This window comes from Enterovibrio norvegicus DSM 15893, assembly GCF_900115495.1.
GTDB lineage: Bacteria > Pseudomonadota > Gammaproteobacteria > Enterobacterales > Vibrionaceae > Enterovibrio > Enterovibrio norvegicus.
In genome coordinates this window covers 16,152-37,562 of record NZ_FOWR01000047.1, presented here as the reverse complement: position 1 = coordinate 37,562, position 21,411 = coordinate 16,152, and the positions used below count along the sequence as shown (strand labels likewise).

Here is a 21,411-nt window from a genome sequence, read left to right as displayed (position 1 = left end):
GGATGGAACCGTAGCGATGAAATGGAATTTTATCGGTCAGGATGACACTTAGGACAACCCAGGATGGGGGCTTAAGGAATCACTTCAGGACGAAGTTAAGGACACCCTCAGGATGAGGACGAGAATCGAGACAGGAAAGCTCGATGGGTCATGGTAAGACCGAAGGACACCTCCAGGACGGAGAGATAAGGAAAACGCTGAAGGATTCAGCCACTGATCAAGGAATGATGCAGGGAGCACTTTCGTAGCAGGACAGCTGCAAGTAAGACCTCAGGGCGCGACTATATGTCGCGCCCGTTCTTTTTCTACCATCCCAAAACGGTGCAAATCGCCATGTTTGCAACGAGCTGGTTTTACTCTTCAACCACAGGGTAGGCGGGCATAAACACTTCTTGTAGCCTCATGCCTTTCATCACGGCATACCCTTGATAACAATCCAGCCCATTCACTGAAAACTCAAAAAAGTACCGTGTTTGGATATTCAATGGTCCTTTTGGCCAGCCAAACTTGTGGTTCCCTCGCGCAATAGAAATGAGCTGCACACCCACTTGCTGACAGCGGCGGTTAATGTATTGCTTTGCGAGCTCACTTTGACGGCGCTGTTGCCAAAATAGGCTGGCGATAACAGCAATAGCGATGATCCAAAATAAATCACTCATGACGATTTCACCGATGCTTGCAATTGCTGAACTGAATCCATTAATGCTTCAGAGGCTTGCCCATTGAGCAGAGAGAGCATTTGAGGGCGCAGTGTGGGGATCATGACGAGATCCGCCACCATCTGTTGGAAGAAAGTAGGATCTTTTTGATCAGCGACAGCAATCAAGAAGGTATCGAGCAGTGCGTTATCATTTAACGCATGCCAGCATCGTCCCGCAATTGCTATCAACATTTCTCTGTGTTGCAGAGCAGGGTAGCTGAGTACCTGGGTGATGGTTTGTTGTAGCTGTGTGGATTCTGCACCGGACAAGGCACGAACATACGCCGAGAGTAAAAACAGATCTGCCTCGTTCTGGGTTAGAACATCATTGATTTGTTCGTTAATTCTGTCGCTCAGTGATGCGGGCAGTGCGCAATGCTCCAAACAGCCAAGCAAGGCGTAACGTGGCGTATCAGGAAGGTTTGAAAGTGCCTTACGAATACGCGTGACATTGTTGTGGCGGTCCATACGGGCGCACAAATCGGCTAACCCTTGCAGTCCGACACCTTGCCAATCATTCCAGCCTAGCTCCCCGGATGTGTAGTGTTGAGCATGATCGTAATATTGGCTGGCGGGCTGATTAAGTCGCGCCGTTAGGAAGGCATGGAACATGGCCTTCTTGTCATCCTGTGGCGTAAAGGTGTATGGATTCGCAGCGAGCTTTTCTTGCTCTTCCTCTGTGGGTGTTTTGTTGAGTGTTGAGCCCATGGCTTGGGCGACGAACTGAATAAAATCACCCAAGGCTGCTTGTTGGAGCAACCCTCGCTCGTCCAATGGCATTTTCAGAAACCAAATCCAGGGCGATTGGTTGGGTTGCCAGAATGCGATGCCAATTTGCGCATGCTGTTGCGCTGGAAAAGGGTAGGCAACACGGTTTTCTTCAATGGCAATAAAATCTTTGTTGCTGATTTCCGTGACGCGACGGCTCAGATCAAAAACCACAAAGTCGCAGTTTGCTTGGCTAAAAATGGCGTTAAGAGAAAGAGTATTTTCCATGATCACTTCTAATTGGTCGTGCCGTCGTTGGCGGAATGCGAAGAATGGCCAGTATATCAATCCCGCATGTTGAAAGCGGGGAGAATGGTAACAAGGCTTTTCGCTGAGTGTTATGAATGATGATATGCTTGCGCCAAGTAAGAAATTCAACCCATACGGCCAGATAAGAGACAAAATCTATGAGCAAACACCAAGATGTAAAGGTGCTGCTGGTCAGTCTGCAGCAAGAGCTAGAACACCATGGGCACTGGCAAAGGGTACCGCCTTCTGACGAAGCCCTATCGAGTGTTGAACCTTTTTCTGTTGATGTCTTAACGTGTGCCGAATGGCTACAATGGGTGTTCATTCCGAAAATGCACCATTTGGTCGACCATGACTTGCCACTTCCCTCGGCATTCTCTATTTCGCCGTACGTTGAAGAAGCGCTTAAAGGGGCGCATGGGCATGAAACTATTGTCCGCGTCACTAAAGATATTGATGCTCTCTTTCAACCCTCCTCTCAGTGATAGCGACGTAAGATGCAAATCGAATTAGAAATACTCTATCGCGATGAATGGCTCATTGCTGTAAATAAACCTTCGGGCATGCTGGTGCACCGCTCTTGGCTCGATAAAGGTGAAACGCGTTTTGTCATGCAAACGCTCCGTGACCAAATTGGTCAGCATGTTTTCCCTTTGCATCGATTAGATCGTCCAACATCCGGGGTGCTACTTTTTGCTTTATCCTCTGAAATGGCGGCGGAAATGATGCCAAAGTTTGCAGGACGCGATATTCATAAAACGTATCATGCAATTGTTCGTGGCTGGATTCAGGAAGGGGCAACGCTTGATTACGCGTTAAAAGAAGAGCTGGATAAAATTGCTGACAAGAAGGCAACCAAAGAGCCTGAAGCGAAAGAAGCGATCACTGAGTATCGTCCTATCGCTCATGCTGAGTTGCCAATCCCGATGGGACGTTACCAAAGCTGTCGATATACGCTGGTGGAAATGAAACCGCACACGGGGAGAAAACACCAATTACGTCGTCATATGCACCATTTGAGCCATCACATTGTTGGTGATGTAAATCACGGCGACGGTAGACACAATCGATTATTCCGCGACGAATTCGACTGTCATCAACTTTTGCTACATGCATCAAGTACGCAATTTATTCACCCTGTGACGGGGGAAGAGGTGAGCGTTGAAGCGAAAGTCGATGCTGTGTGGCGTCGTGTTCTGGATGGGTTGACGTTGAGCGATAAGCTTTAGAAAAACGTTCGACGCTTTAAAACCAAAAAAACCGCCAATGTAAGGCGGTTTTTTTGGTTTGAGCGATTGGAGATTATAGCTTCTCTAGATCTGCCTCGATCTCTGCGATCTTGCTGGCGACCACTTTTTCTAAGTGGCGAAGATCGTGCAAAATCTTCTTCTTGGTGTCCTGTTCGCCTTGCTCTTTTCTCACGATTTTATCCAGCTCATCAACCACCAAAGACAGGCTTCGATTGATTTCAGTGACTTCGCGGAAACGACCACTGCCGCTGTCAACAACGACATTCTTACGTTGGCGTGGGTATTTGAACTTCACACTCTTTGCAAAGAGCTCGCCTTTAGACTTATGAAAATAAATTTTCAGTGTGTCGGAGTTTGCTTCTTGGCGCAGGGTGTAACGTTCGATGTTTTCAGGACTTTCGATGCCGATGTTCACAAGATTCTGATACATAACTACCTCTATACAAACACACTGAATAATTAGTGAAAATAGATTGCTTCACTGTAGCAGTTGCGTGCATCGACCCCCAATAGCCGAAATGATCAAAGACTGAGACTTGTGGTCAAGATCGCCTCGCATCGTACATTGGGGATCTATCCCGTTAAGACGCGTCATTTATTGCATCAAACAGCGCTTCTCTCAGTGACGTTTGTTGTTCTTCTGACAGGCTTTGGCGCTCGGTGTCCGTCACGATGAAAAAGTCTTCTGCGCGCTCACCAATGGTGGTGATTTTCGCGGCTTGAAGTGACACTTTTTCTCTCGCCAATATTGCCCCCACACGTGCTAGTAGCCCTGGTGTATCGAGCGCTACAAGCTCAATGAGTGTGCGTCTTCCTGTGCGCGTAGGGAGGAAATTGACTTGAGTCTTTACGTTAAACGCCATCAATTTACGTGATGCACGACGGCAAGGTAGCGTGATCGTGCCTTCTTGCATCAATGCATGTGTTACACCTTCTTTAATTTTCGTGTGACGGTCTGATGAAATGGCTTCGTTGTTTGCATCCAACACCATAAAAGTATCCAGTGCGAAGCCATCTTTGCTGGTCATGATTTGTGCATCATGCACGCTCAAGTTCTTCTTATCGAGCGATGCCACGACGCGAGCAAAAAGGCTAGGCCTATCTTGGCTATAAACGAAAAGCTCCGTGCCGCCTCGGGTGGCATTTTTGCTGACGAGCACGAGTGGTTCGTCACTGTCGTGCGCGAGGATATTTTCGCTATGCCATGCAATTTGCTTGTGTGTATGACGCAAGAAATAATCGGCTTTAAACCGCTGCCACAGGAGTTCAATCTCTCTTGGTGGGTGGCCGTTCATTCTCAACAGCGCGGAGGCAAGTTGCTGGTTATGTCTAATGCGTTCACGGATATCCGGTGGGTTCTCAAGGCCTCGACGCAGCGCTTTCTGCGTTGAGTAATACAGCTCAGCCAGTAAGGTGCGTTTCCAGCTGTTCCAAAGTTCAGGGTTGGTTGCATTGATATCTGCGACAGTTAGGCAAATAAGGTAATCCAGTCGCTCTTCATCGCGCACTGATTTTGCGAATTCAGTGATCACGTCAGGATCATAAATATCGCGGCGTTGTGCCGTTACTGACATGAGCAGGTGGTTTTTCACCAGCCAGCTCACTAGATTAGCCTCTGGACGCGAAAAGCCGTGTTCAATGCAGAAGGTATACGATTCTTCTGCCCCTATCTCTGAGTGATCGCCGCCACGCCCCTTACCAATGTCGTGGAAAATAGCCGCGAGCAATAGCAGTTCAGGTTTTGCTAAGCGCGGGTAGATATCACAACAAATCGGGTGTGTTTCGCGATTTTCAGTATTTCTGAAGCCGTTGATGTGCTTTAGCAGGCGCACGGTATGTTCATCAACCGTGTAGGCATGAAACAGGTCAAATTGCATCTGTCCTACAATTTGGCTCCATTGCGGTAAGTACGCGGACAATACGCCGTGCTTGTGCATCAACAGAAACGCCTTATGCAGGGCGTTAGGGTGGCGAGTAAGCTCGATGAATTTCTCTTTTGCTTCAGGAATGTCGCAAAGAAATCGGTTTAACCGGCGTCTAGCGGTACGCAACTGACGAAGTGTTGGTGCGGATATGGACTCAATCGACTTGTCGTTCGCGATATGCAAAAACATATCAATGATGGTGTCGGGACGCGCTTGGAATAAGGCGGGCTTTCTCGCTTCAATTTGACGCCCACGGCGTTGAAAGTCATCGCTGAGTACTTCAATTTTCTTATGATCTGGCTCGTCTTCAATGGCTTGTGCAAACAAGCGGATAAGCATCTTGTTCAGTTCTGATACGCGCCCCAGAGTGCGATAGAAATCCTTCATCATCAGCTCAATACCACGGTTGCCTTCCCCTTTGTATTCGAGGGTTTCTGCTACAGATGGCTGGTGAGAGAAGGTGAGGCGATTGTCGTAGCGTCTCAGTTCGAGGTGAAGGGCGAAACGAATGCGCCATAGCATGGTTTGGCACTCGTCCAGTTCACGGAATTCGGCGTCTGTGAGGAAGCCATATTTGCTCATTTCACGCAGGCTTGTTGCGCCAAAGTGACGTCGAGCAATCCAACTTAATGTATGGATATCGCGCAGACCACCAGGGCTGGATTTTATATCGGGCTCTAAGTTGTAAGCGGTGTCGTGGTATCTCGCGTGACGATCGCGCTGCTCTTGGACTTTGGCTTGGAAGAATTTATCGCTGGGCCAAAAGTGCTCAGAGTGAATGCAGTTTTTTAATTGATGGAAAATGCGTTCGCTGCCGCAGAGTAACCTTGCTTCTTGCAAATTAGTCGCGACGGTGAGGTCATTCAATCCAACATCTAAACACTCAGAAAGGGTTCTGACGCTATGGCCAACCTCTAACTTCAAATCCCAAAGCAAGGTAACAAATTCGCTCAGGCGTGTTTCGTATTGCTTCTCAATCCCGCTTTCACTGAGGATTAAGAGGTCAATGTCTGACAATGGGTGAAGCTCACTGCGACCATAACCACCCACTGCAATCAATGCGAGGTTCGGGTTGTGGTTGAATGCGTAGTGCTGCCAGAGCCGCTGCAAAAGCGCGTCCATGAACTCTGCACGTTGATAGACCAAGTCATTCACAGGGGCGTGAGCGAGAAACGCCACTTTTTGAGCATCACCAAACAAGGTTAATTGGTGTTTTAGCTCGGTCACATTGAGTTGTTCTTCAGTCAGGTCTTGAGGCTTAAGCAGAACGTCGTTCATGGTCTTCCTTGATATTTCTTCTGGGTGAAACCCAAATCAATCTGCGCGAAAAGGCTTGTCTACTCACCCTTATTTTTTTGGTCGTTATGCTGGTGAGGTAGATATAAAAAAGCCGGCGCTAAGGCCGACTTCACTGTGATGATTATGCATTGTTCAGAATGCGTGGAAGCGATTCATCACTGCGCAGGGTGAGAATTTCACACCCGTTGTCGGTGACGAGAATGGTGTGCTCCCATTGCGCTGACTTTTTGCCATCAACAGTATAAACCGTCCAACCGTCGTCTTCGTCCAATACAGTGCCAAATTTGCCCGCATTAATCATAGGCTCGATAGTGAAACACATGCCTTTTTGGATCAGGGTGCGGTCACTGTTTTTATAGTGAACAACTTGCGGCTCCTCGTGGAACTGCGCACCGATACCGTGGCCACAGTAATCTTTCACAATAGAGTAACGCTTAGGACGGTTCTTGATGAACTTTTGAATTTCAGTGCCTAAATCACCAATGCGTGCGCCTGGTTTTACTTTTTTAAGGGCTTGGTACAGGCTTTCCTGTGCAACGTGGCACAAGGCTTTATCTTCCGCAGATACATCACCAACCAAGAACATCTTGGATGTGTCGCCATGGTAGCCATCTTTAATAACGGTGATATCAATATTGATAATGTCACCATCTTTCAGCACATCGCTTTGATTAGGAATGCCGTGGCAAACGATGTGGTTGATAGAGGTACAAATCGATTTTGGGAACCCGTGATAATTGAGTGGAGCCGGAATCGCGCTTTGCGTCTCGGTGATGAATGTGTGGCAAATGTCATCCAGTTCTTGGGTGGTGACACCAACTTTGACGTGCTCTTCGATCATCTCTAGCACTTGTGCCGCAAGGCGACCAGCCTCGCGCATTTTTTCGATTTCTTCAGCCGATTTAATAGTCGCGCTCATTGCTATCTCTCAGTTGGTTCCCTTATTTAGCAAGGGATGAATTGATTGCTATGGGTACATATTATCAATCGCATCGCCATGTGGGAACCTCAAGCCGACAAGCAATGACTTTTTTATGCTGGATTTAAGGTCACTTTTTATGGTATAAAGCGCGCCGAAATACGCCTTCTTAGTAAATCTGCAAAACAGGTTCTAAGTATGGGTATTTCATTATTGATTAATATAACTCACACACATATCGACACATGCTCCGGGGTGCCCGTTTAGGGTCGGATGTATGGGATATGTGGAGGCCTAACCCCTAGAGGAATTTAAAATGGCTACTGTTTCAATGCGCGACATGCTTAAAGCTGGTGTTCACTTCGGTCACCAAACTCGTTACTGGAACCCTAAGATGAAGCCATTCATCTTTGGTGCACGTAACAAGGTTCATATCATTAACCTAGAAAAAACTGTACCAATGTTCAACGAAGTACTTGGCGAACTGACTAAAGTTGGTGAGCGTAAAGGTAAAGTACTTTTCGTTGGTACTAAGCGTGCCGCGAGCGATTCTGTAAAAGCAGCTGCAGAAAGCTGTGATCAGTTCTACGTGAACAACCGCTGGTTGGGCGGTATGTTGACTAACTGGAAAACAGTTCGCATGTCAATCAAGCGTCTTAAAGAGCTAGAAGTTCAAGCAACTGACGGTACTTTCGAGAAGCTGACTAAGAAAGAAGCCCTGATGCGTACTCGCGAGATGGAGAAACTAGAAAAATCTCTTGGCGGTATCAAAAACATGGGTGGTCTTCCTGACGCACTATTCGTTATCGATGCAGATCACGAGCACATCGCGATTAAAGAAGCGAACAACCTGGGTATCCCAGTATACGCAGTAGTTGATACCAACTCTGATCCAGATGGCGTTGACTTCGTTATCCCTGGTAACGACGACGCAATCCGCGCTGTTCAACTGTACCTGAACGCTGCAGCACAGTCTTACAAAGAAGGCCGTAGCCAGGACATCGTAGCTCAAGCTGAAGACGAGCTAGTTGAAGTCGCTGAGTAATATTTGCTCTTTGTGAGCATTCTTAGCAATCAGGCTGTCATGAACGGCGCTGTAAGCTAAGTAGGTTAGCAGGGGCCAAATTACGGCCCCTGATTTTTACCCAAAAGTTTCGAATCGAGGATTGAACAATGGCAACTGTTACCGCTGCCCTGGTTAAAGAACTGCGCGACCGTACAGCCGCAGGTATGATGGAATGTAAGAAGGCGCTTGTTGAAAGCAACGGCGACATCGAACTAGCAATCGAAAACATGCGCAAAAGTGGCGCTGCGAAAGCTGCTAAGAAAGCAGGTAACATCGCAGCTGAAGGCACAATCATCATCAAAGATGCTGACGGTGTTGCTGCGCTTGTTGAAGTTAACTGTCAAACAGACTTCGTAGCTAAAGATAGCAGCTTCACTGCATTCGCTAACGAAGTTGCTGAAGCAGCTCTAGCGTCTAAAGCGTCAGTTGAAGAACTGCAAGCGCAATTCGAAGAAGCACGTATCGCGCTAGTTACCAAAATCGGTGAGAACATCTCTATCCGTCGTGTTAACTACGTAGAAGGCGTATCAATCGCTTCTTACCGTCACGGTGAGCGCATTGGTGTTGTTGTTGCTGGCGAAGGCGATGCAGAAGTACTTAAGCACGTTTCTATGCACGTTGCTGCTTCTAAGCCAGAATACGTTAACCCATCAGACGTACCAGCTGACGTTGTTGCTAAAGAGCAGCAAATCCAAGTTGAAATCGCGATGAACGAAGGCAAGCCTCAAGAAATCGCTGAGAAAATGGTTGTTGGCCGCATGAAGAAATTCACCGGCGAAGTTTCTCTAACTGGTCAACCATTCATCATGGAACCTAAGAAAACTGTTGGCGAATTCTTGAAAGAGAAAGGCGCTTCAGTTTCTAGCTTCGTTCGCCTAGAAGTAGGTGAAGGTATCGAGAAAGCTCAAGAAATGAGCTTCGCAGACGAAGTTGCTGCTGTTCAAAAAGGTTAATCCCTTTTTATTGAACCCAAAAGACCGCAGAATCCTGCGGTCTTTTTACAATCCCATCCGTATAAGTTAAGTGCCTAAAGGTCGTGAGCATGACTACAAACCCAAAACCAGCTTATCAACGAATTTTGCTTAAATTGAGCGGCGAAGCGCTGCAAGGAAAAGAAGGGTTCGGTATCGACCCTGCAGTTCTTGACCGTATGGCTCAAGAAATTAAAGAACTTGTTGAACTTGGTGTACAAGTTGGCTTGGTTATCGGTGGTGGTAACCTATTCCGTGGTGCAGGTCTTGCCGAAGCGGGTATGAACAGGGTTGTGGGCGACCACATGGGTATGCTGGCTACCGTGATGAACGGTCTGGCGATGCGCGATGCGCTACACCGTGCCTATGTGAACGCGCGGGTAATGTCTGCAATTCCTCTTAATGGTGTGTGTGACAGCTACAATTGGGCAGAAGCAATCAGTCAGCTTCGTAATGGCCGTGTAGTGATTTTCTCTGCGGGTACTGGTAACCCATTTTTCACCACTGACTCTGCTGCGTGCTTGCGTGGTATTGAAATCGAGTCAGACATCGTGATTAAAGCCACTAAAGTTGATGGTGTGTTCACGGATGACCCAGCGAAAAATCCTGACGCAGTGCTATACAGCCACCTAACTTACCAAGACGTGCTAGAAAAAGAATTGAAAGTGATGGACCTGGCTGCTTTCACTTTGGCACGTGATCACAAGATGCCTATGCGTGTATTTAACATGAATAAGCCGGGCGCGTTGCGCCGAGTTGTGATGGGTGAGCAAGAAGGCACACTAATTAATAACGGTTAATCAAAATTAGTGGCATAATCCGCTAATTAGAAAAAAGAATCTTCAAGGATACTCTCGTGATCAATGAAATTAACGCAGATGCGAAAGAACGCATGCAGAAAAGCGTTGAAGCGCTGAAGAATAATCTGTCTAAAATCCGTACTGGCCGTGCGCATCCTGCACTGCTTGATGGTCTATCTGTCGAATATTACGGTGCGCCAACGCCACTTAAGCAATTGGCATCCATTGTTGCTGAAGACTCTCGTACACTTGCGATCACTGTATTCGATCGTTCAGTGACACAAGCTGTTGAAAAAGCAATCATGAGCTCTAGCTTGGGCCTAAACCCAATGTCTGCGGGTGCGGTTATCCGTGTTCCGTTGCCTCCGCTAACAGAAGAGCGTCGTCGTGACCTCGTTAAGATCGTTCGCGCTGAAGCTGAGCAAGGTCGTGTTGCTGTTCGTAACATCCGTCGTGATGCAAATGGTGATCTTAAAGGTCTTCTGAAAGAAAAAGAAATTTCTGAAGATGACGACCGCCGTGGCCAAGACGACATCCAAAAGCTGACTGACGCGGCAGTAAAAGAGATTGACGCGATTCTTGAAGCGAAAGAAAAAGAGTTGATGGAAGTCTAATTCCGGCTACACTCTGATTCCGTTGCCGAAGCGCTGTGCTAACAGTACAGCGCTTTTTATTTGCGAAGGATAATCATGAGCTCCCTATCATCCAATCTAGTGATGGATTCAAGCCTGCTCCCTAAACACATTGCCGTTATCATGGATGGCAATGGCCGTTGGGCTAAAGCACGTGGTAAAGCCCGAATGTTTGGGCACAAAGCCGGTGTCGATGCCGTCAGAAAAACCGTCTCAACTGCTAACCGTCTCGGGGTCGAAGTTCTCACGCTTTTCGCTTTTAGTAGTGAGAATTGGCGACGTCCTGAAGAGGAAGTTAGCTTGTTGATGGAATTGTTTGTCACTGTTTTAGGACGCGAGGTAAAGCGCCTACACAAGAACGGTGTCAAATTGAGAGTAATCGGCGATACCTCCCGATTTAGTAAGTCACTTCAAGATAAGATTGCGTCGGCGGAAGGGCTGACTGCGAATAACTCTGGTTTGGTACTTAATATTGCAGCGAATTATGGCGGTCAGTGGGATATCCTGCAGGCGGTGCAGAAGCTAGCAAACCAAGTAGCAGACGGCGTGATTCCAGCAGAGCAATTGACCGAAGCGGATATTTCTGTGCATTTGACGACAGCACCGCTTCCTGATGTAGACTTGATGATTCGCACCAGTGGTGAGTGCCGCATTAGCAACTTTATGCTATGGCAAGCCGCCTACGCTGAACTGTATTTTACTGAGCAATTTTGGCCAGATTTTAACGAAGTCAGCCTTACCGATGCCATTGCTTGGTACGTCAACCGTGAACGCCGATTTGGCTGCACGGGTGAGCAAATTCAGGCGATGTTAAAAGTAGAAAAATAAAGAGGGTTTCGTTTGCTGAAACAACGTGTTTTAACGGCCGCTGTGCTAGCCCCTATGGTTATCGCAGGCATTTTTTTATTGCCGTTTCATATTTTTGTTATTGCTGTTGCTGGCGTAACGCTGCTGGGTCATTGGGAGTGGACAAAATTTGTTGACGTGTCTTCTCGTCCTCTCGGTTTCATTGTGCCAGCGTTACTTCTTATAGGGTCTCTCTTTACTTTTCCTGTCAACGAAACAGGTTTAGAACTCACCGGTTTACACGGTGGTGTTATTGCATTGAGTGGTGCTGTTTGGTGGCTATTGGCCACCGTGATGGTGCTGAAATACCCTAGAGGCACAAATTGGTGGTCTAATAGCGCTGTTTTTCAGCAATTGTTTGGTGTGTTAACGCTGATCCCTTTCCTTTGGAGCGTTTTACTACTCCGTGCCAATGGCTACGACACACAACCTTACTTAGGTGCGAAGCTCGTGCTGATGGTGTGTTTGTTGGTGTGGGCTGCTGATACGGGCGCGTATTTTGCGGGTAAACGTTTTGGAAAACGAAAAATGGCACCTTCAGTTAGCCCAAATAAGACGATCGAAGGGTTGATTGGTGGCTTGGTGGCATCTGTATTGGTGACTTCAGGTGTTGCACACCTTTTCTCTATTCCATTTTCTTCTATATACACGCTGGGTGCGATTGCACTTGTGACCTCGTTTGCCTCAGTGCTTGGTGATTTGGCTGAGAGTATGTTCAAACGTGTTGCTGGCGTGAAAGACAGTGGTCGCATCTTGCCTGGTCATGGCGGGATTCTTGATCGCATTGACAGCCTAACTGCTGCATTTCCTGTTTTTACCGTGTTGTATTTTTGGCTGGCATAAAGAAATCACCGGTGATAAGCAGGTGATTTTTGATTGTCAGACGCTATGTAATGAATAATTGAGTGCTCTATGCGTAAGTTAACGATTCTTGGTGCGACTGGCTCTATTGGTAGCAGTACACTGGCGGTGGTTGAGAAGAATCCTCACGCGTTTGAGGTGTTTGCGCTAGCTGCAAATGCAAATGTCGAAAAAATGATCGCGCTTTGTGTGAAGTGGGAACCTCGCTTTGCTGCAATGGCCGATGCAACTGCTGCTAAAAATCTGCAAGACGCGTTGCGAAAAGAAGGTGTCAAAACTGACGTTTTAAGCGGTACTGATGGTCTGTCTGCACTTGCGTCCCATTCTGATGTCGATACCGTCATGGCAGCTATTGTTGGCGCGGCGGGGTTAATCCCCACGATGGCAGCAGTGAAAGCGGGCAAGCGCGTATTGCTGGCAAATAAAGAAGCGCTGGTTATGTCTGGACAGCTTTTTATTGATGCGGTCCATCGCTACGGCGCGGAGCTGTTGCCAGTAGATAGTGAACATAATGCCATTTTTCAATGCCTACCTACGTCCATCCAATCCCAACTTGGTGTGTGTGATCTCGCCGCTGAAGGCGTAAGTAAAATTCTGCTGACAGGGTCAGGCGGTCCATTCCGTTATACGGACATTGACGCTCTTACATCAGTAATACCTGCTCAAGCGATTGCACATCCTAATTGGTCGATGGGGCCTAAAATCTCTGTGGATTCAGCCACTATGATGAATAAGGGCCTTGAGTATATTGAAGCGCGTTGGTTGTTTAATGCCCAACGTGAACAATTAGATGTGATTATTCATCCTCAATCTGTTATTCACTCAATGGTGCAATACCGTGATGGCTCTGTCATGGCGCAAATGGGACGTCCTGACATGAACACGCCGATTGCATATTCAATGGCATATCCTCAACGTATTGAGGCGGGTGTGAAGCCGCTGGATTTTACCGAGGTGGCCGAGTTTAGCTTTTTGAAACCTGATTTTTCTCGCTACCCGTGTTTGAAGCTGGCCATCGATGCTTGCTACGTCGGACAATCGGCAACAACAACGTTAAACGCAGCAAATGAAATTGCCGTAGATGCCTTTTTGGATGGGATTATCGGCTTTACACAGATTGCTGACATTAACGATGCTGTGTTACAAAAAGCGGTATTTAGTGAGCCAACCTGCATTGAAGGCTTGCTCGACATCGACGCAAAAGTGCGTGCGATGGCAATGGATTGCGTTAATAAGGTGAAACGATGAGTGCGATTTTGTGGAATCTGTGTTTTTTCTTGATTGCACTGGGCCTTTTGGTTGCTGTACATGAGTTCGGTCATTTTTGGGTGGCTCGCCGATGCGGTGTCAAAGTCGAGCGATTCTCTATCGGTTTTGGCAAAGCTATCTGGCAGCGTGTTGGGAAAGACGGTACAGAATATACATTGGCCATGATCCCACTGGGTGGATACGTCAAAATGCTCGATGAGCGTGTTGATGATGTACCTGAAGTGATGAAACCCCATGCCTTTAACAATCGACCGTTGTGGCAACGTAGTGCCATTGTGGCCGCTGGTCCTATCGCAAACTTCCTCTTTGCTATCTTCGCTTATTGGCTTGTCATGCTCATCGGCGTACAAGCAGTAAAACCCGTTATTGGTGATGTAGCTCCGCAATCTATTGCTGCGCAGGCGGGAATTGAGTCGGGAATGGAACTAACCCAAGTATCGGGTATCAAAACGCCTGATTGGGAATCAGTTAATTTGCAGTTTATTTCCCACATCGGTGATGAATCGATGACTTTGACGGCGCAGCCTGAGAGCAATGTGGGATATGAAGTCACGAAGACACTCGATCTGTCTTCGTGGTCCTTTAACCCCGAGAAAGAATCAGCGCTGCGCACCTTGGGTATTACACCATATTCACCAGAAGTGACGAATGTCATTTCTCAAGTGGTCGAAGGAAGTGCCGCTGAGCGTGTAGGTTTACTCGCGGGCGATGAACTGCTGACGATTGATGGTCAGCCTATCGATGATTGGATGGAGGTTGTTACCCTTATCCGCAATCACCCGAATATGCCTGTTCCTCTCACTGTGCTTCGTGACGGTCAGGAAAAAACCATTGAACTGATTCCTGATGCGAGAGAGCAAGGCGATAAGCAAATCGGCTATGCGGGCTTTGCACCAAAAACAGAACCGTGGCCTGCGTCGTATCAAATTACAATTCAATATGGCCCGTTAGAGGCAATACCTCAAGCCATGGAAAAAACCTGGCAGATAGTGGTGTTGACCGCGAGCATGATAAAGAAATTGTTCACAGGCGATGTCGCCGTGGAAAATTTGAGTGGGCCTATCTCAATCGCGAAAGGTGCAGGGATGACCGCAGACTTTGGTCTGGTATACTTTCTCGGTTTTCTCGCACTGATCAGTGTGAATTTAGGGATCATTAACTTATTACCGTTACCGGTTTTAGATGGAGGACATTTATTGTTCTTCGGTATTGAAGCCGTAACACGCCGCCCAGTCTCTGAGCGTATTCAAGATGTGGGATACAGGGTTGGCTCCGCCATTATTGTGGTATTGATGGCCGTGGCGTTATTTAACGATTTTGCCCGACTGTAGGATTCAGCGTTTAGCAAGGACAAGTCAGAGCAGCAATGGCGATGAAAAAACTATTAATAGCCTCTCTTCTTTTTTCAAGTTCTGTCACAGCAAATGAGTTTGTGGTGGAAGACATTCGATTTGAGGGGCTTCAGCGAGTCAGTCTCGGTGCAGCATTGTTATCGATGCCTGTCCGAGTCGGTGACAACATAGGCGAAGGCGATGTGTCAGGGATTATCAAATCCCTGTTTGCCACAGGTAACTTCGAAAACGTACGTGTATTCCGTGATGGCGAAGACCTTTTGGTAAAGGTTATCGAACGTCCTACGATCGCGAGCATTTCCTTTTCTGGCAACAAAGCCATTGAAGATGAGCAATTGAGCGAGAATCTTGCTGCATCAGGTTTGCGCATTGGTGAGTCGTTAGATCGCACCACCTTGTCAAACATTGAAAAAGGCTTGGAAGACTTCTATTACAGTGTGGGTAAATACAACGCACTTGTAAGCGCTGTTATCACGCCACTTCCTCGAAACCGTGCTGACGTGAAGTTTGTGTTCACGGAAGGCGTCTCGGCTAAAATTCAACAAATTAACTTCATCGGGAACACTGTGTTTTCTGACGAAGAGTTGAAAGCCAGCTTCAAGCTTCGCTCTGATGTGCCTTGGTGGAACTTCCTTGCCGATGAGAAATACCAGAAACAAGCACTGGCTGGTGATTTGGAGAACCTTCGTTCTTTCTATTTGAACCGTGGATATTTGAAATTCCGCGTTGAGTCAGCACAAGTATCGATATCGCCTGATAAAAAAGGCGTTTACATCACGATGAACCTCGATGAAGGTTTGCCTTACAGTGTGTCGGGCGTCAATTTCCGTGGCGGTAAATCGAGTGATGATTTCGCGGCACTTACGACCATTGAAGATGGTGAAGTGTATAACGGTGAGAAAGTCACTGCGTTAGAAGATGCCATCAAGCGTCAGTTGGGCGAGCAAGGTTACGCTTATCCGCAAGTCGCAACCATCCCAGAATTTAACGATGAAAACCAAACCGTTGCGTTGAATGTCAGCATTGAGCCTGGTAAACGCGTTTACGTGCGTAACATTCGTTTTTCTGGTAACCAAATCACTCGTGATGAAGTATTGCGCCGTGAAATGCGTCAGATGGAAGGCTCATGGCTGAATGCTAAATCGGTTGAAACCAGTAAAGAGCGTTTGAATCGTCTGGGTTATTTCGAAACCGTAGATGTGCGTACTACGCGTGTCCCTGGTACGGAAGACCAAGTAGACGTTGAATACAACGTCAAAGAAGCGAACTCCGGTAACGTCAACTTTGGTGTCGGCTACGGTACGGAATCAGGCATCAGCTTCCAAGCTGGCCTACAACAAGATAACTTTGCAGGTTCGGGTAACCGTTTTGGTATCAATGCCATGATTAACGATTACCAAAAAAACCTGACGCTCGAATACCGTGACCCATATTGGACCTTGGATGGTATTAGTTTGGGTGGCAAGGTGTTCTTTAACGAGTTTGAAGCCTCTGATGCAAACATCGTTGATTACACCGATAAAAGTTACGGTACTAGCCTAACGTGGGGTTTCCCATTTGATGAATTGAATTACTTCGATTTCTCACTCGGCTATACACACCGCCAAATTGAAAACTTAGGTGGTTACTACCAGATTGAGAAGTTCCTTGATTCACAAGAAGGCAATACGACTGAAAATGGCTTGGAAGTCGATGACTTCGATTGGTCAATCAGTTGGAGCCGAAACAATCTAAACCGTGGTTTCTTCCCTACAGCGGGTAATTACCAACGCGCATCATTCCGAATGACAGTACCAGGGTCGGATGTGCAGTTTTATAAAGCGCAGTATGATGTCCGCAATTACATGCCATTAACCGAATCTCACAGCTTCTCGCTCCTACTGCGTGGTCGCTTGGGTTATGGTAATGGCTATGGAAGCAATGGCGAAAATGATTATTTGATGCCGTTCTATGAGAATTTCTATGCGGGTGGTTTCTCTACGCTACGTGGTTTCCGCTCAAACACAGCGGGTCCGAAAGCAGTGTATGACCAAGGTGCCGGTAATAACCCCGCGCTGGTAGGCAGTAATGATTCTGTCGGTGGTAATGCCACAGCATTGGCCAGTGCCGAATTGATTTTCCCAACGCCATTTGTGTCTGCAGAAGTGCGCAACTCTATTCGAACCAGTGTGTTTGTTGATGCGGCCTCGGTATGGGACACGGAATACGATCTTAACGACGCTCGCGTGATCAGCGGACAAGAGTACATCTACGACTACAGCGATCCGACAAACTATCGTGCATCCTATGGTGCAGCGCTTCAATGGCGTTCGCCGATGGGGCCACTTGTTTTCTCGTTGTCGAAACCTATCAAAAAATATGAAGGTGATGACGAAGAATTCTTTACCTTTACGATTGGCCGTACGTTCTGATTTTCAAATTTTAGGAGAATATTTTGAAACCATTTATCAAAGCGGCAGGCCTAAGCCTAGCCATTCTTAGTGCTTCAATGTATGCATCAGCAGCGGAAGCGGCGCAAAAAATCGGTTATGTATCGACCGGTCCTGTGATTGCGCAAATGGCCAAGCAAAGCAATGTAAGTGAAAAACTGCGTCGTGAATTCAAAGACCGCATTGCTGAAGTCGAACGTCTTGAAGGCAAGCTGAAAAAAGGCGTGGATAAATTGAAGCGCAACGGCGAGCTAATGAGCGACAAAGAGCGCACTAAGCTGCAGCGTGAATTGCAATCTCTGGATGCTGATTACAAGCTGAAAGTGAACAACTTAAAAGAAGATGAACGCAAGCGCAGTGCTGAAGAACAACGTAAATTGATTGAAAAACTGCAGAAAGCGATCGCTTCATTGGCGAAAAAAGAAGGCTATGACATGATCTTAGATCGTCAGGCTGTTCTTTTTGCTAGTCCGAAAGACGATCTTTCTGAGAAAGTACTGAAAGCAGTAAAATAAGTAAGGTAAAAAATGGCTTCTATTACTCTCGCTGAATTAGCGGAAAAACTGAGTGCTGAACTTCATGGCGATGGGTCTATCGTCATTCACTCAATTGCGGGTATGGATAAAGCGGGCGAAGGGCATATTACTTTTCTCTCGAGCAGCAAATATCGCAAGCATCTTGCTGAATGTCAGGCCAGTGCGGTGATGGTCAAGGAAGCCGACCTCGCTTATTGCAGCGGCAATGCGCTTGTCATGAAAGACCCTTATTTAGGGTATGCATTGACGGCGCAATTGTTAGATACCACGCCAGCGTGTGCGACGGACATTGCGCCAAGCGCGTATGTTTCTCCTACCGCGACGCTGGGTGAAGGTGTATCAATTGGTCACAATGCTGTGATTGAAGATGGTGTTATCTTGGGCGACAACGTGCAGGTTGGCGCGGGCTGTTTTGTCGGAAAGAACGCAGTACTTGGTGCGAATACCCGTCTTTGGGCTAACGTATCCATCTACCATGACGTGATAATGGGTGAGTCCTGTTTGATTCAATCAAGTACCGTGATTGGCTCTGATGGTTTTGGCTATGCCAATGACAAAGGCCGCTGGGTTAAGATCCCTCAGGTTGGCACTGTTATTATTGGTGACCGAGTGGAAATCGGTGCCTCTACCACCGTCGATCGTGGTGCGCTGGATGACACCCTAATTGCTGATGGTGTGATCATCGACAACCTGTGTCAGATCGCGCATAATGTCTCGATTGGTGAAAATACCGCCATTGCAGGCGCGACTGTTATTGCAGGAAGCACTAAAATAGGCAAACACTGCATTCTTGGTGGGGCATGTGTCGTTAATGGGCACATCGAAATTGCAGACGGCACCACCATCACAGGTATGGGGATGGTGATGCGGCCAATCACTGAACCTGGTATGTACTCTTCGGGTATTCCTCTTCAAAAGAATCGCGAGTGGCGTAAAATGGCTGCGCGTACATTGAAGATCGAAGAAATGCATAAACGATTGAAAGTTGTTGAAAGAAAACTAGAAGATAGCGAGTAAACGCTGTCTCAATGGCCTACTCTTCTGGCGAGTAGCAACATTGAGTATGACTCATGTTGTTTATTGCTTGCGGTGTAGGCCATTTTGCATTCAACAACAATAATAAGTTTTCACACGGGAATAATACTTTGATTCGCGAAAATAAAATTCTGACTATTAACGAAATCCGAGAGTTGCTGCCTCATCGTTACCCATTTCTCTTGATTGACCGCGTTATTGACTTCGAAGAAGGTAAATACCTTCGGGCGATCAAAAACGTGTCAGTCAATGAGCCTCAGTTCACGGGTCACTTTCCACAACTGCCAATTTTCCCTGGTGTGTTGATCCTTGAAGCGATGGCTCAAGCGACAGGTTTGCTGGCGTTCAAAACGTTTGGCGCACCTGCTGAAAATGAACTGTACTACTTTGCAAGCATCGACAATGCCAAATTCCGTGCGCCGGTAACACCGGGCGACCAAATGGTATTGGAAGTCGAATTCCTTAAAGAGCGCCGCGGCATTGCTGCATTTACTGGTATTGCAAAAGTCGACGGTAAAGTAGTGTGTTCTGCTGACCTTAAGTGTGCCAGAAGAGAGTTTTAAACGTGATTCATGAATCTGCGCAAATTCACCCAACCGCAGTTGTAGAAGACGGGGTTACCCTTGCCGCCAATGTTAAAATTGGTGCGTTCTCTTACATTGGCTCTGGGGTTGAAATCGGTGAAGGTACTGAAGTAAAAACCCATGTTGTTATCAAAGGACCGACAAAAATTGGTCGTGATAACAAGATCTTCCAATTCGCCTCTATCGGTGAAGAGTGTCAGGATCTTAAGTACGCGGGTGAGCCAACCACATTGGAAATTGGTGATCGCAACACTATTCGTGAAAGCGTCACCATGCACCGTGGCACTGTTCAAGACGGTGGTCACACTCAGGTGGGTAGCGACAACTTATTTATGATCAATGCCCATGTTGCACATGATTGCATCATTGGTGATCGTTGTATTTTCGCAAACAATGCAACGCTTGCAGGTCACGTGACCGTGGGTGATTTCGCGATTGTTGGCGGTATGACTGCGATTCACCAATTCTGCACCATTGGCAGCCATTGCATGTTGGGTGGTGGTTCTATCGTTGTTAAAGACGTACCTCCTTACGTCATGGCGCAAGGTAATCACTGCGCACCATTTGGTATTAATGTTGAAGGTCTCAAGCGTCGTGGTTTCGACAAGCCTGCAATCAAAGCGATTCGCTCGGTATACAAAGAAGTTTACCGTTCTGGCAAAACGCTAGAAGAAGCGAAAAAGCAGATCGCGGAAATGGCGAAAGACGAAGAAGCGCTTCAGCTGTTTGTTGAGTTCTTTGATAACTCAAGCCGAGGTATTATTCGATAATGGCTGTTGCAACAAAGCCGCTACGAATTGGAATTGTCGCCGGGGAAATCTCCGGCGATATTTTAGGTGCTGGCTTTATAAAAGCGGTAAAAGCCCAATACCCAGACGCTGAATTTATTGGGATTGCAGGACCAAGAATGAAAGCTCTTGGTTGTGAAACCCTTTTCGACATGGAAGAGCTTTCCGTGATGGGGTTGGTCGAGGTACTCGGTCGCCTTTCTCGTCTTCTCAAAGTAAAACGCGAGTTAGTGGATTACTTTGTTGCGAATCCACCAGATGTCTTTGTCGGTATTGATGCACCTGATTTCAATCTTCGTTTAGAAAAATCATTGAAAGACAGCGGCATTAAAACCGTGCATTACGTTAGCCCGAGTGTCTGGGCTTGGCGTCAAAAGCGCATTTTTAAAATTGCTGCAGCGACCGATCTTGTTCTCGCGCTATTGCCTTTCGAAAAAGCGTTCTACGATAAATTTGATGTGCCTTGTGATTTTGTGGGACACACAATGGCAGATGCCATTCCACTGGAAAGTGACAAGATAGCGGCACGCGAATTACTTGGTCTTCAACAAGACAAACGCTATTTGGCTGTGTTGCCGGGAAGCCGCGGGGGCGAAATGAAATTGCTCGCGCCAATCTTTATCGACACCTGCAAATTGCTAAAAGAAACACACCCTGAGCTAGGTTTCGTTGTTGCATTGGTAAATGAGAAACGCCGCGCACAATTTGAGTCGGCGTGGAAAGAAACTGCACCTGAAATCGATTTTACCTTGGTTGATGATACCGCCAGAAATGTGATTGCTGCATCTGACGCTGTGCTTCTTGCGTCAGGTACCGTTGCACTTGAGTGCATGTTAGTGAAACGCCCAATGGTCGTTGGCTATAAAGTGAATGCAATCACGGCATGGATTGCCCGTAAGATGGTGAAAACTGAGTTTGTTTCGTTACCCAATATTTTAGCAGGACGTGAGCTCGTACCAGAGCGTATACAAGAAGCGTGTACCGCGGAGATGTTGGCAAAAGAAGTGTCGCATTATCTTGATACTGACAACACAGATCTTCTGAATGAATTTACCCGTTTGCATGAAGTGATCCGCCGTGATGCGGATGTCACGTCAGCGCGAGCGGTGCTTAATCTGATAGGGCGTTAATT

Annotated in this window: 21 protein-coding genes; 16 read left to right on the top strand and 5 right to left on the bottom strand. The window is 47.1% G+C overall.

Annotation, left to right across the window (positions count from 1 at the left end; all coding sequences use genetic code 11):
• Positions 1–353: 353 nt before the first annotated feature.
• A complete protein-coding gene (locus tag BM082_RS21350; RefSeq protein WP_017014284.1) occupies positions 354–659 on the bottom strand; it encodes a DUF3301 domain-containing protein in 306 nt (101 codons plus the stop codon).
• Complete coding sequence (locus tag BM082_RS21345; protein WP_074928538.1) at positions 656–1,696, bottom strand: DUF3549 family protein; 1,041 nt, start codon at positions 1,694–1,696, stop codon at positions 656–658. Before BM082_RS21345 ends, BM082_RS21350 begins: the two co-directional genes overlap by 4 nt.
• Positions 1,697–1,875: 179 nt before the next feature.
• Here BM082_RS21345 and BM082_RS24850 point away from each other — a divergent pair, with 179 nt between their 5' ends.
• Together BM082_RS24850 and truC are read left to right on the top strand one after the other, a co-directional pair.
• Positions 1,876–2,202: a YqcC family protein gene (locus tag BM082_RS24850; RefSeq protein ID WP_017017479.1), complete on the top strand. Its 327-nt coding sequence runs from the start codon at positions 1,876–1,878 to the stop codon at positions 2,200–2,202.
• Between the two features lie 12 nt (positions 2,203–2,214).
• Entirely contained in the window at positions 2,215–2,946 is a 732-nt protein-coding gene (truC, locus tag BM082_RS21340) for a tRNA pseudouridine(65) synthase TruC (protein WP_017014281.1), read from the top strand.
• Between the two features lie 73 nt (positions 2,947–3,019).
• Here the strand turns inward: truC and BM082_RS21335 are convergent, their stop codons facing one another.
• The 3 genes from BM082_RS21335 to map all read right to left on the bottom strand — a co-directional run bounded on the left by BM082_RS21335 (position 3,020) and on the right by map (position 7,110).
• Entirely contained in the window at positions 3,020–3,397 is a 378-nt protein-coding gene (locus BM082_RS21335) for a DUF3461 family protein (protein WP_017009880.1), read from the bottom strand.
• A gap of 151 nt (positions 3,398–3,548) precedes the next feature.
• Positions 3,549–6,170: a bifunctional uridylyltransferase/uridylyl-removing protein GlnD gene (glnD, locus tag BM082_RS21330; protein WP_017014280.1), complete on the bottom strand. Its 2,622-nt coding sequence runs from the start codon at positions 6,168–6,170 to the stop codon at positions 3,549–3,551.
• 142 nt (positions 6,171–6,312) lie between these two features.
• The gene (gene map, locus BM082_RS21325; RefSeq protein ID WP_017014279.1) at positions 6,313–7,110 is read right to left on the bottom strand and encodes a type I methionyl aminopeptidase; all 798 of its coding nucleotides are present in this window, start codon (positions 7,108–7,110) and stop codon (positions 6,313–6,315) included.
• 316 nt (positions 7,111–7,426) lie between these two features.
• Here map and rpsB point away from each other — a divergent pair, with 316 nt between their 5' ends.
• From rpsB to lpxB, 14 genes are all read left to right on the top strand, one after another.
• Entirely contained in the window at positions 7,427–8,155 is a 729-nt protein-coding gene (gene rpsB / locus BM082_RS21320) for a 30S ribosomal protein S2 (RefSeq protein WP_017009877.1), read from the top strand.
• A 128-nt stretch (positions 8,156–8,283) separates the two neighbouring features.
• Positions 8,284–9,129 (top strand): translation elongation factor Ts, encoded by an 846-nt coding sequence (gene tsf, locus BM082_RS21315; protein ID WP_017009876.1) that lies wholly within the window; start codon positions 8,284–8,286, stop codon positions 9,127–9,129.
• A gap of 89 nt (positions 9,130–9,218) precedes the next feature.
• Positions 9,219–9,947, top strand: coding sequence for a UMP kinase (pyrH, locus tag BM082_RS21310; protein ID WP_017009875.1), 729 nt, complete (start codon positions 9,219–9,221; stop codon positions 9,945–9,947).
• Positions 9,948–10,003: 56 nt separating this feature from the next.
• A complete protein-coding gene (gene frr, locus BM082_RS21305) occupies positions 10,004–10,561 on the top strand; it encodes a ribosome recycling factor (protein WP_017009874.1) in 558 nt (185 codons plus the stop codon).
• A 75-nt stretch (positions 10,562–10,636) separates the two neighbouring features.
• Positions 10,637–11,407 carry an undecaprenyl pyrophosphate synthase gene (locus BM082_RS21300; protein ID WP_026024577.1) on the top strand — a complete coding sequence of 257 codons (771 nt, stop codon included), beginning with the start codon at positions 10,637–10,639 and terminating at the stop codon, positions 11,405–11,407.
• Positions 11,408–11,419: 12 nt separating this feature from the next.
• Positions 11,420–12,268, top strand: a complete 849-nt coding sequence (locus tag BM082_RS21295; protein ID WP_017009872.1) for a phosphatidate cytidylyltransferase — start codon at positions 11,420–11,422, stop codon at positions 12,266–12,268.
• A 69-nt stretch (positions 12,269–12,337) separates the two neighbouring features.
• The gene (gene ispC / locus BM082_RS21290; RefSeq protein WP_074928535.1) at positions 12,338–13,534 is read left to right on the top strand and encodes a 1-deoxy-D-xylulose-5-phosphate reductoisomerase; all 1,197 of its coding nucleotides are present in this window, start codon (positions 12,338–12,340) and stop codon (positions 13,532–13,534) included.
• Positions 13,531–14,886, top strand: coding sequence for a sigma E protease regulator RseP (gene rseP / locus BM082_RS21285; RefSeq protein ID WP_017014277.1), 1,356 nt, complete (start codon positions 13,531–13,533; stop codon positions 14,884–14,886). Before ispC ends, rseP begins: the two co-directional genes overlap by 4 nt.
• A gap of 35 nt (positions 14,887–14,921) precedes the next feature.
• A complete protein-coding gene (bamA, locus tag BM082_RS21280) occupies positions 14,922–17,318 on the top strand; it encodes an outer membrane protein assembly factor BamA (protein WP_017009869.1) in 2,397 nt (798 codons plus the stop codon).
• Positions 17,319–17,341: 23 nt separating this feature from the next.
• Positions 17,342–17,851: an OmpH/Skp family outer membrane protein gene (locus tag BM082_RS21275; RefSeq protein ID WP_017009868.1), complete on the top strand. Its 510-nt coding sequence runs from the start codon at positions 17,342–17,344 to the stop codon at positions 17,849–17,851.
• A gap of 12 nt (positions 17,852–17,863) precedes the next feature.
• A complete protein-coding gene (lpxD, locus tag BM082_RS21270; protein WP_017014276.1) occupies positions 17,864–18,889 on the top strand; it encodes a UDP-3-O-(3-hydroxymyristoyl)glucosamine N-acyltransferase in 1,026 nt (341 codons plus the stop codon).
• A 128-nt stretch (positions 18,890–19,017) separates the two neighbouring features.
• Positions 19,018–19,470, top strand: coding sequence for a 3-hydroxyacyl-ACP dehydratase FabZ (gene fabZ, locus BM082_RS21265; protein WP_026024576.1), 453 nt, complete (start codon positions 19,018–19,020; stop codon positions 19,468–19,470).
• Between the two features lie 2 nt (positions 19,471–19,472).
• Positions 19,473–20,261, top strand: a complete 789-nt coding sequence (gene lpxA, locus BM082_RS21260) for an acyl-ACP--UDP-N-acetylglucosamine O-acyltransferase (protein WP_017009865.1) — start codon at positions 19,473–19,475, stop codon at positions 20,259–20,261.
• Positions 20,261–21,409 carry a lipid-A-disaccharide synthase gene (gene lpxB, locus BM082_RS21255; RefSeq protein ID WP_163392802.1) on the top strand — a complete coding sequence of 383 codons (1,149 nt, stop codon included), beginning with the start codon at positions 20,261–20,263 and terminating at the stop codon, positions 21,407–21,409. The genes lpxA and lpxB overlap by 1 nt, the downstream gene beginning before the upstream one ends.
• The last annotated feature ends 2 nt before the right edge of the window (positions 21,410–21,411 follow it).

Coding starts and splice junctions, on each gene's coding strand:
- rpsB (WP_017009877.1), top strand. CDS start 7,427: ATGGCTACTGTTTCAATGCGCGACATGCTTAAAGCTGGTGTTCACTTC.
- lpxB (WP_163392802.1), top strand. CDS start 20,261: ATGGCTGTTGCAACAAAGCCGCTACGAATTGGAATTGTCGCCGGGGAA.
- BM082_RS21300 (WP_026024577.1), top strand. CDS start 10,637: ATGAGCTCCCTATCATCCAATCTAGTGATGGATTCAAGCCTGCTCCCT.
- bamA (WP_017009869.1), top strand. CDS start 14,922: ATGGCGATGAAAAAACTATTAATAGCCTCTCTTCTTTTTTCAAGTTCT.
- BM082_RS21350 (WP_017014284.1), bottom strand. CDS start 659: ATGAGTGATTTATTTTGGATCATCGCTATTGCTGTTATCGCCAGCCTA.
- tsf (WP_017009876.1), top strand. CDS start 8,284: ATGGCAACTGTTACCGCTGCCCTGGTTAAAGAACTGCGCGACCGTACA.
- rseP (WP_017014277.1), top strand. CDS start 13,531: ATGAGTGCGATTTTGTGGAATCTGTGTTTTTTCTTGATTGCACTGGGC.
- lpxD (WP_017014276.1), top strand. CDS start 17,864: ATGGCTTCTATTACTCTCGCTGAATTAGCGGAAAAACTGAGTGCTGAA.
- truC (WP_017014281.1), top strand. CDS start 2,215: ATGCAAATCGAATTAGAAATACTCTATCGCGATGAATGGCTCATTGCT.
- pyrH (WP_017009875.1), top strand. CDS start 9,219: ATGACTACAAACCCAAAACCAGCTTATCAACGAATTTTGCTTAAATTG.
- BM082_RS24850 (WP_017017479.1), top strand. CDS start 1,876: ATGAGCAAACACCAAGATGTAAAGGTGCTGCTGGTCAGTCTGCAGCAA.
- map (WP_017014279.1), bottom strand. CDS start 7,110: ATGAGCGCGACTATTAAATCGGCTGAAGAAATCGAAAAAATGCGCGAG.
- glnD (WP_017014280.1), bottom strand. CDS start 6,170: ATGAACGACGTTCTGCTTAAGCCTCAAGACCTGACTGAAGAACAACTC.
- BM082_RS21345 (WP_074928538.1), bottom strand. CDS start 1,696: ATGGAAAATACTCTTTCTCTTAACGCCATTTTTAGCCAAGCAAACTGC.
- BM082_RS21335 (WP_017009880.1), bottom strand. CDS start 3,397: ATGTATCAGAATCTTGTGAACATCGGCATCGAAAGTCCTGAAAACATC.
- ispC (WP_074928535.1), top strand. CDS start 12,338: ATGCGTAAGTTAACGATTCTTGGTGCGACTGGCTCTATTGGTAGCAGT.